This window comes from Vicinamibacteria bacterium (assembly GCA_035620555.1).
Lineage (GTDB): Bacteria > Acidobacteriota > Vicinamibacteria > Marinacidobacterales > SMYC01 > DASPGQ01.
The window spans coordinates 1-10,000 of record DASPGQ010000425.1; the positions used below are offsets into that span (position 1 = coordinate 1).

Consider the following 10,000-nt stretch of genomic DNA (forward strand, 5'->3'; position numbering starts at 1 on the left):
CTCTTCCCCTCCGAGCTTCCACCACTTCTCGCAGAGGGGGGCTACGACGTCGCGGTGAAGAACCGGCCGGCACGTCAGTGCGGCGGCGATTATTACGATGCGCTCCCGGCACGCGATTCGAGTGGCGAGCCCCGGGTGCTGCTGTGCGTGGCCGACGTGTCGGGAAAGGGCTTGCCCGCGGCGCTGCTGATGAGCAACATGCAGGCCACGCTGCGCGCACTTCTCGGACGCCTGCCCTCTCTCAGCGAGCTCGCGGCGCATTCGAGTAACCTCCTCTTCGCCACGACCGCCGCCAACAAGTACGTCACCGCGGCGTTCGTGGAGCTCACACCCTCGAGCGGCGCCGCACGCTACGTGAGCGCCGGCCACACCGACTGCCTGCTGCTGCGGGCCGACGGCGAAGAGGTCTGGCTCAAGTCTACGGGGACACCGCTTGGGTTGCTCGAGGGCGAATCCTACACCGACACCACCTTCTCACTCGATCCCGGGGACTGCCTGGCGCTCTTCTCGGACGGCGTGACCGAGGCCCAGAACGAAGCCGGCGAGGAATTTGGCGAGGCGCGCCTCTGCGACATCGTCCGATCGTCCGCCAAAGAGTCCGCCGAGGCCGTGGTGTCCCGTATCTTCGATGCGATCGACCGGTTCGCCGGCACGGCGCCGCAGTTCGACGACATCACCGTGCTGGTCCTGAAGAAGCTCTGAGCCTCGGTTTTCGGGGTCGCGACACCTTCGTCGCCGTTAGACCGGAAACTTCTGTCGTTCGCCGAGATAAGTCACGCCGGTGATGGCGACGCCCAGGGCGACGATGCCGAACAAAACCAGGAAGAATGGATCGCCCGTCGAGATGTAGAACGCCAAAAGCCCAAGGCAGAAGAACAGGCGCACGACGACGGTGGTCGCGTACAGCACGTCGAGACGGTGACGGATGATCTGCACGACGATGATGCCGAGCCCGATCATGAACATGCCGAGCGCGCGCAGCATGACCGGCGGGTAGTGGGCGTTCGACTGGAGAAGCTCGGCGGCCAGGGTTGGCGAAAGGATCATCGCCACTCCACCGAGCCAGAGGTACGAAGCGAGGTAAAAGAGGCTCAATCGCGTCTTCTCGAGCATTGCGGCTCCTGTCGCCGGATCCATAGGGTGTGGCCGAGTCTTAGTCAAGCCGTCGAGATCGAAAGAGGAACGTTAATTTCTCGAGTCGTCGTCTGTTTGGTGCCCGGTGCGGAAGACCGGACAGTTCAGAACCGGCTGGGCCGGGTATCGCGGGCGCGTCGGCTCCCGACACAAGAGGTAGCTAGGTCCTCGCCCGCTTCGGATGACACGAACGTGAAGACATCGATGGCACTGACTGTCAGGGAATGACGGGCCGCGGCTGCTGGTCACCGTGTCGCGTTGATCCGGCATTTCGTGCGAGACGTCCCGATCTTATAACCCGTAACACATGGTCACCGGGCATTGGTTTCCCAATTCAGAAGTCCACCCTTACGCCTCCATTGATGACCCGACCTTCGAGAGGTGCCCAGGCGTCGACGGTCCATCGCCCATCGACGTTTCGCTCCGGACGCAGAAGCGGACCCCAACGGGACTGTCGGAAGTTAGTGAGATTCTCGCCGTTCACGAAGATCCGAAATCGGCCGAAGCGACGCTCGGCGAGGATGCCGATGATCACATAGGGCTCGCTGGTAGTACGGTAGGGATTGGCCTCGAGCCTTTGTTCGCCAGTGAAGTAGAGCTCGAAGCCGAGACGCCCCACATCGTCGTCTTCGAGCATGGCGACGAGACCGGCGCTGTGTCGCGGCGTCAATTCGACATTTCGGGACAGGCCGCCGTCGGACTCGATGGATCGCACATACGTATAGGTCCCGGTCGCTGCGAATGGGGGACGCCGGAAGGTCGCCAGGATCTCGACCCCGGTGTTCGTGGTGCCGCCGTCGACGTTTCGAAGAAGATAGTCGGTCGACCGCTCTACCAGGATCGATTCGTCGATCCTCGAGGCGAAGAGGGTGAGCGTGGTCGTAAGCGGTCCGTCGTTACGGCTCACATCCAGAGAAACGCTCCGGCCCCGCTCCGCCGAAAGCGGCCCGGGAATGCTCAACCGAGTCAATCCGGCCGCTTCGGTTTCCTCGGTCAGAGCCGTTGGCGCGAAGAAGCCGCTTCCGAAGGAAACGCGGCCGGTCCATCGTCCCTGACGCAGGAGCGCGGAGAAACGCGGACTCAAGAACGTCCCGTACTCATTGTGACGATCGAGACGAGCGCTGAGCGATAGGCCAAGCCAGTCCGCCACGTCCACGTCGTCCTGAAAGAAGGCGCCGATGGTACCGAAGGAATAGGCGTAGCGTGGGACGTCCTCGGGACGGTAGCCGTCGTGCTCGAACGCGGCACCGGCGATCCAGGTATGACCCCCGGCGCTTCCCCGCAACGTCAGCTCGGCGAACGCGGTATCGTGTCGATCTCGCTCGCGGGTGTCGCCGAAGAGATGATCATGGTTCCCCCGGGTGACAGCGACGCGCCCCGTAAGAAGGTAGCGGCCTCCGAGCAGTGTCTGCCCCACAGCGCCCACGTCGTAACGCCGCGTCAGGAGCGACTCCTCGTAAGGTTCTCCCGTCGCTTCGAGCACGGAGTCTGGCAACGTTCCTCCGGTGCGATCCTCGTAGGTGAAGCCCGCCGTCACGAAGAAGCTTCGACCCTCGCCTCCGTCCCAGAAAAGACGGGGCCTCAGGACCCCACGTCCGTGGCCCGCGATGTCGGACCACGCATCGCCGTCGACGTCCACACGGTCTTGCCCGTGCCCGCTTCCCAGAAGCGAGAAGCTCCAGAAGGGAGAAAGCGGCGACGAGATCCAGAGCACGGCATCGGTCGCACCCCGAGTCGAGGCGTTCACGAGAATCTCTCGCTGGGCTTCTTCGCCCGGCCGGCGGCTGAGGAGGTTGACGACTCCTCCCATGGCCCCTCCGCCGTAGAGCGCAGACGCGACTCCCTTGATGACTTCGACCCGCCCCAAATCCATGGGAGGAATCTGGAGCAACGCGAGGCCTCCCGGCTGCTCACCGTAGAGCGGCAGGCCGTCGGAGAGAAACTGCGTGTAGCGGCCGCGCATCCCCTGGATGCGGACGCTCGCCGCACCGAGCGACGGAGAGGTCGCCGCCACGCGCATGCCACCCATCTCGTTCAGCATCATGACGATGTCCCCCGGGGTCATGAGCATCTTCTCTTCGATCTCTTCACGACCGAGCACCTCGACGCGCATCGGCTGCTCTTCGATGCCCCGTTCCGATCGAGTGGTGGCCACGACCGTGATTTCTTCTTGAAGCGTCACGCTTTGCTCGAGCAGGACTTCAACGAGATGAACCTTCCCTTCGTCCACGACTAGCGAGGTGGTAACGGGAAGAAACCCATCCTTGGCGATGACGAGCTCGAGCGACCCGGGGGACGCGGGAAAACTGACGACCCCGTCGCCATCGGTCAGGTAGCTTTTCCCGTTCGCAATGACGCTCGCTCCGGACAGCGGCTGATCCCCGTGCTTCACTTCGACGCGCACGGTCTCCGTGGCGCTTGCCGGCGAAGCAAGCGCAAGGAACAAGAGCACTCTTCTCCACATTGACGAGCCTTCGTGTAATGCCATGACGGCGCTAGAAACGGACGGTCAGGACTCTTAGGGTGACGAAAAACTCAACCCACCCTGTGCGAGCGGAGCGAGCCCGACGCGCTGGCCGCGCCGTAAACAGCCCGAGCCGAGCCGTGGCGGCACGATCGATCACGGGTCCCGCCACGGCACTGAACTCCAGAGAGGGGAATCAGCTCGTTCTCGGAGGGTGCTCGATCGCTCGAGGATCCGCAGCGATCGTGGTTGCCGCGGTTTCTAGATGGGGAACACCAAGGAGCTCGACGGGCACGAGCTCACGCGAAGCAGCGATTGGCCCGAGGCCCAGGCAGATAGCGCAATCAGTTCCACCAGAGCCGATGGAGCCAACGTCTTGATCGCCACAGCCGTCGGGACAGAAGAGAGGATCGAAAGCGGTCAAAGTGACAACGAGAACCATTAGAAGCACAGCCAACAAAGCGCGCAACACGATGGGAGTATACTCCGCGACGGCACCTCGGAGCATTTTCAGAGTATCGATCCGATTCGGCCTTCCAGGCCTGGGCGAGAACCCGGTCTTCGAGGACTGCTCGCGTGGCGGTCGATCCCCCCGCAAGGTTTGCGCCGAAAGAGCGAGTCGAATACTCTATGGCGCTCGCACAGTTTTCTTTGAGCGGGTCGGCGGGATATGCCAAAGCTTCTCATCGAGAGCGGAAAGGCGTTCGGAAGAGCCTTCGAGTTCGACAACGATATCGTCATCGGCCGGGGGTCCACGCCCGATTTCGCCCTCTACGACCCGACAGTGTCCCGGCAGCACGCCGCAGTGCGTCGGCGCGGCAATATCTACCACATCCACGATCTCGGAAGCGGTAACGGCACGACAGTGAACGGAGTCGGCATCACCGGTCCTACGGCCCTCGCAAACGGCGATCGGATCGGGCTCGGTGCCGTGAGCCTCGAGTTCCTCCTGGCGGATGGATCCGACGACGACAGTCTCATCGTGCCCGAAGTACGTTTTCGCGAGCCGGGCCAGACGGGCGCGCAGCCGGTCCTGGATGCAATGGACGCGGAACAGGAACTCGCCTCGCTCCTGACGACGGTTTCGAGCGGGCGGGACTCGCTCGAGGTCACTCGGCAGCGACTTCGAGTCATCCTGGAGGTCAGCGAAGCGATTGGCGAGATGCTCGACGAGGAGTCGCTCCTCACGCTCATCGTGACCAAGCTCTTCGAGGTCTTTCCCCAGGCCGAGCGTGGGTTCATCATGCTGTCGGAAGCAGGCCAGGACGAGCTCCGTGCGAAGGTGGCTCTGACGCGATCGGGCGAACCGGCGGAGATCGCGGTGAGCCGCACCCTGGTGCGGGACGCGATCGAGAACCATCGTGGAATTCTCAGCGCCGACGCCATGAGCGACGAGCGATTCTCCAGCTCGGACACGGTCGCGAAGTTGCAGCTTCGTTCCGTGGTCTGCGTGCCGATGATCGCTCGCGGCGATGTCTTCGGCATCATTCACCTAGACGGCTCGGAGAAACCCTTCGTCAAGGACGATATGGCCGTGCTTACCGCCATCGCCCGCCAGGCGGCACTGTCGCTCTCCAATGCGAGAAAACATGCTAGTCTGCTCAAACGGCGATTGCTCGATAAGGATCTGTTGCTTGCCCGAAAGATCCAGGGCCATTTCCTCCCGCGTGAGACGCCCCGAGTCCCGGGTTACGTATTCGGGGAGGTCTATCGCTCCGCTCTCGATATCGGTGGCGACTACTACGATTTTCTGAGCTTGCCCGAAGGGCAAGCGGGTATCGCGCTCGGCGACGTTTCCGGGAAGGGAGTGTCCGCCGCGCTCTGCATGGCGAAACTCAGCAGCGAGGCTCGCTACCTCTCGGCCGGCAAGACCGATCCGGCGGAGATTCTGCGCATGCTCAACGCCTCGCTCTATCGTGATTTCACCGAGGGCATGTTCGTCACGCTCGTTTTCTTCGCTCTGGATGTTTCGCGCAACCGGCTTCTCTTGGCGAATGCGGGGCATCTGTCTCCTTTGCTTCGGCGCCGCAACGGAGCGATCGAGCCATTGGAGTCCAGGCGATCCATGCCCCTCGGGATCGCGAAGGATCTGGATCTCGGATCGAGCGCCTACGAGCTGGAACCGGGAGATACCGTCTTCGCCTTCACCGATGGTCTGAGCGAAGCTTTCAATCGGAACGAAGACCTGTTCGGCGACGAACGGATCTACGACGCCCTTCGGAAATCGAAAGGCACGCCGCAAGACGCACTGGACGAGCTTCTCCGATCGGTGGAGGCGTTCCAAGACGGCCAACCTCAGAGCGACGACCTGACGATCGTCTGTTTCGGTCCGTCCTAGCCACCCAGTAACTGTCAGTCTTTCTTCGATTTCTTCGTCCGCACGATCTCGGTTGTCTCGAGGACCGAGCCGTTTCCGCAAACGAGATGAGCCTGACAGAGAACGTCGTCTGCTTTTCCTCCGGCGACGCACACCAGGCCCTTTCCTTCGAACGTCGGGCAATCCGCGTCTCCCGCCAGAAAGATGCCGCCCGCCAGGAAGAGAGGGTCCCCGGTGGAGTCCGTAGCGCATTCCGTCGTGTCGCCTGGGGCGACGTCGGGTGTTACGGAGTGGCAGAGCGCGTCCGTGCGGTCGCCCCCCTCCGGTATGGGATTGAATCCGGTGTAGAACCGGCAGTTGACCTCGACGCTTTTCTTGCCCAGGTTGGTACAAGAGACGACCGTTTCGCAGCTCTCCTGAGCGTCGGCCTTGCTGTTGGCGTACAGAACGAGGCCCACTTCGCCATAGCCTCTGGGACACTCCGGTATGCCCTTGCTGCCTCCGCAGTTTCCCGAGAAACAGTCGGCATCCGGAACTTGCGCCGCTGCCGCTCCTCCGACCCCAACGACAACAAATGCCAGCATCCCCACGAGCCAAACCCATCGCTGCTGCAAGTTCACGGTCATGTTCATCCTCCCCTTCTTGGTTTGTTTCTGCCTTCGAAGTCCGACGAGCCCCCGGGGGGAGTGGAGCCGGTCGAGCTCGCCCAAGCCGAACGATGCGATTCGTTCTCGCCTGCCTCGCCCCTCGAGAGGAGAACGCTCGGCGTCAGGCCAGTCGACCTGAAATCATAAAGCAGGAACCCTTTCTTCCTCGAACGAAAGCTCCCCGAAGAACTGGTGGAAGTGACGTACACGCCGAGCCGACGCTCACCGGACGCCCTGTCTCGCTAGGCTCCACAACTGGCGGCCACTCGAATTCGATACCGGCTCGAATTCACTTGTTCCCCGCTTTGGGCGTGTGCTAGATAGCGAGTCGGTCGACGGTTTTATCCGAGAAAGCGCCCCCCTCGCTCTTCTTCGTACAAAAGCTACACGATCCATGGGTACTTCCAAGTCCATGGACGAAATGAACCGGGAGGAAACGACATGAGAATCAAGTACCGACTCGCAGCAATGGCCTTCGTCGCCGCGCTCGCGGTGATTGGCGGGCTAGCTCGAGCGGATGCGGACAAGGACAACCCTGCGTTCGCCCGGCGAGTCGCCGGCACGTACTTCGTGGTGGAACAGGAAACGGGAACGCGGGAGTTCCTCACGATCTCGGTCGACGGGAACGTGTTTCTGAACAGCTCGGCGGAAGGCGAGTTCCAGTTCGGCTCGTCCCAGGGCGTGTGGGAGCGCAGCGGGCGGCGGGCGATCGCGATGAAGGTAGCGAACTTCGACTTCGACGATCAAGGGATTGCCGTGGTCGACTTCGTCATCGAGTTCGATCCGACGTTCATGGAATTGGACGGACGATTCTCGGGCGCTTTATATCCAGACAACGTCGACCCGCTGAATCCGGGCAATGCCGTCCCCCTCTTCGCGTTCGAGGATGACGTCGCCGGCCGTCGCATGCTCGCTCGCTAGATTCCACCCTGCGATCGGGGTTAAATTTGGCCCGCTGGCTGGCTCGAGTTGCATAGGCCGGCCCGTATGATCGAGCTCGCGTCATCCTCGCAAGATCTGAACAACGGAGGTGGTCGCATCCATGGGTTTCAAAGACTATTTCATTCCGGCGAAGAACATGGAAGCGGACGAGGCTCGCCGTTTCCTGGCGGAGCACAAGGAGCAGGAGTTCACTTTGCTCGACGTCCGTCAGCCGGGCGAGTACGAACAGGCTCATCTCCCGGGAGCCGTACTCGTTCCTCTCCCGAATCTGCCGAGCCGGCTAGAAGAGCTCGACCGCGACAAGCCGCTCGTGGTCTACTGAGCCGTGGGTGGGCGCAGCCGGGCTGCTGCGCAACTGCTCTCGGGGCGAGGGTTCAAAGAGGTCTATAACCTCGCGGGCGGCATCAAGGCCTGGCAGGGCGAGGTTGCTCGGGGACCGGTCGAGGCCAACCTCGGGCTCATCTCCGGCAAGGAGACGCCCGCCGAGATGCTGACGATCATCTTCGGCATGGAAGAAACGATGCGGGTGTTCTATGAGCGATTGAGCCAGGCGGTCACGAACCCCGATGCGGCTCGGCTGTTCCAGGAGCTTTCCGAGCTCGAGGTCGATCACAAACGAGCGATCTACGACCTGTACCGGGCGCATGGCGGCGAGGTCGCCACGATGGAGAGCCTGGAAGAACAGGCTTCACGCGAGGTGATGGAAGGCGGCCTCAACCCGGATGAGATCCTGGAATCCATCCAGCCCAGAACGAGCACCGTCGAGGACATCTTGAGCTACGCGATGATGCTCGAGACCCAGGCGCTCGATCTCTTTCTGCGTTTTGGCCAGCACAGCGCGGACGATTCCACGTCGAGTGTTCTCCTCGAGCTCGCCGATCAGGAAAAAAGCCATCTGAAAATGCTGGGCGAGCTCATGGAGAGGCAAGTCGGGAGTGCCTGAGCCGGTTCAGCTCGCCCACCGCACCACTGCGATCTCCAGCACGTCGAATCTCAAAGATTGGCCACGGCTGAACCCGTCCCATTGAATTCTCGGCGGTCGAGCCCTCGGGCCGGTAAGAGGGTCCGGCAAGTGAAATGACGAGATCTCGAATCATGTGACTTCTCTTACGGATCGGGTTATCGCCCAAGCGCGACAATGGCGTTCCCATAGCTCCCGGAGGCCTTCGAGTCGCTTCTGTGAGAGCCCACGGGGTATGATCGTCAGAAATCACGCTTGAGCAGAGGACAGGTCCGAATCATCTCAGTGCCGCTCGTCGTCGGTCGCACCGCTTTGGTCACGAGGACGGACGTGGGCTGGCGCGCAGTTCTTCGTTACCCGTTGATTAGAATCACGAGGAAATGAGGACCGCCCTTGCTTTGTTCGCGCTCTTTGGAAGCGCCCACGTTGCCTCAGGGGATTGGCTTGTGCTGGCGGACGGGGCGAGAAGTGAGGTGCAACAGGTCGAAGTCCTCGAGCGGTCGGTGCGGGTGACCACGCTTGCTGGCAAGAAATGGGTTCTGCTCAAGGCTGCCGTCGATCTGGACGCGACGAGACGCGCGAACGCGCCCCCGGCGAAAGAGGCGGAGGTGACGGTCGAGCCCACTCAACCGCAACCACGAACGCAACCAAGAGCCCAGCCGCCGCCAGAGCCACAACCAACGCCAGCCCCACCGCCGGAAACACAACCGCGGCCAACGCCAGCGCCACGACCCGCGACCCCCCCTCAACCGGAAGCGCAACCCCAGCCGACCCCCGTTCCTCGACCAACGCTGCCCCCACCGCCGGAAGCGCAACCCCAGCCGCCGCCAGCGCCACGACCCGCGACACCCCCGCCGGCCGAGGCGCCAACACCGTCGCCGCGAGCGACGAAGCCGCCGGCGAGAGCGTCCAGCGTGGTGGAGGTCACGATCCTCGACCAGACGGGAGCTCTGATTCCTAATGCGTATGTACTCCTTCAAGCGGAAGGCGGGGAGAATCATGTGGCGGATATTTCCGGGAGAACGTACCGGGCGCGCGTGGCGCCCGGATCCTATACGCTTCTGGTATCGGCCCACGGGTTCGCCCCGTTCGCGGAAGAGGTGCAACTTGCCGGAGACTCCCGCCGTGAGATCACCGTCACCCTGACAGTTCACGTCACGGAGCGAATCGACGTTTCGTCCGAGAGCGGTCTATCGATCGCGCCGGGTAACTCCTTGATAACCCTCTCGGGGGAGGAGCTCCGAGGACTGCCGAGCAATCCGCGGGATCTGGTCAACCAGCTTCTCCACATGGCCGGTTCGCCTGCCCAGCCCGATGAGGTCGTCATCTACGTCAACGGATTTCGAGAAAAACGCAACATTCCACCCCTGGAGGCGATTGACGTCATCCGAATCAGCGTGGACCCTTTCTCGGCGGAGTTCCCCGAGCCAGGATCGCGCCGCATCGAAATCACCACGAAGCCAGGCGAGCAAGATTTCAATGGGCAGTTTGGTATGGACTTCACCGACGAGTCTCTCAACGCTCGCAACGCCTTT

At 62.4% G+C, this 10,000-nt stretch carries 8 protein-coding genes; 5 read left to right on the forward strand and 3 right to left on the reverse strand.

The window, feature by feature from the left end; genetic code table 11:
• Positions 1-702 (forward strand): PP2C family protein-serine/threonine phosphatase (locus VEK15_17435; protein ID HXV62487.1); only part of this gene is annotated, 702 nt, incomplete at its 5' end.
• 36 nt (positions 703-738) lie between these two features.
• Here VEK15_17435 and VEK15_17440 read toward each other — a convergent pair.
• Together VEK15_17440 and VEK15_17445 are read right to left on the reverse strand one after the other, a co-directional pair.
• Positions 739-1,113, reverse strand: coding sequence for a hypothetical protein (locus VEK15_17440; GenBank protein HXV62488.1), 375 nt, complete (start codon positions 1,111-1,113; stop codon positions 739-741).
• A gap of 355 nt (positions 1,114-1,468) precedes the next feature.
• Positions 1,469-3,598 (reverse strand): TonB-dependent receptor, encoded by a 2,130-nt coding sequence (locus tag VEK15_17445; GenBank protein HXV62489.1) that lies wholly within the window; start codon positions 3,596-3,598, stop codon positions 1,469-1,471.
• 670 nt (positions 3,599-4,268) lie between these two features.
• Between VEK15_17445 and VEK15_17450 the strand changes: the two genes are divergently transcribed.
• A complete protein-coding gene (locus VEK15_17450; GenBank protein HXV62490.1) occupies positions 4,269-5,936 on the forward strand; it encodes a SpoIIE family protein phosphatase in 1,668 nt (555 codons plus the stop codon).
• A 14-nt stretch (positions 5,937-5,950) separates the two neighbouring features.
• On the opposite strand, the gene VEK15_17455 is transcribed toward VEK15_17450, so the two are convergent.
• Positions 5,951-6,541 (reverse strand): hypothetical protein, encoded by a 591-nt coding sequence (locus VEK15_17455; GenBank protein HXV62491.1) that lies wholly within the window; start codon positions 6,539-6,541, stop codon positions 5,951-5,953.
• 462 nt (positions 6,542-7,003) lie between these two features.
• Here VEK15_17455 and VEK15_17460 point away from each other — a divergent pair, with 462 nt between their 5' ends.
• From VEK15_17460 to VEK15_17470, 3 genes are all read left to right on the forward strand, one after another.
• Positions 7,004-7,483 (forward strand): hypothetical protein, encoded by a 480-nt coding sequence (locus VEK15_17460; protein ID HXV62492.1) that lies wholly within the window; start codon positions 7,004-7,006, stop codon positions 7,481-7,483.
• Between the two features lie 157 nt (positions 7,484-7,640).
• On the forward strand, positions 7,641-8,447 hold the full coding sequence (locus VEK15_17465) for a rhodanese-like domain-containing protein (GenBank protein ID HXV62493.1): 807 nt from the start codon (positions 7,641-7,643) through the stop codon (positions 8,445-8,447).
• A 935-nt stretch (positions 8,448-9,382) separates the two neighbouring features.
• On the forward strand, positions 9,383-10,000 hold a 618-nt coding region (locus tag VEK15_17470; GenBank protein ID HXV62494.1), incomplete at its 3' end, for a carboxypeptidase regulatory-like domain-containing protein.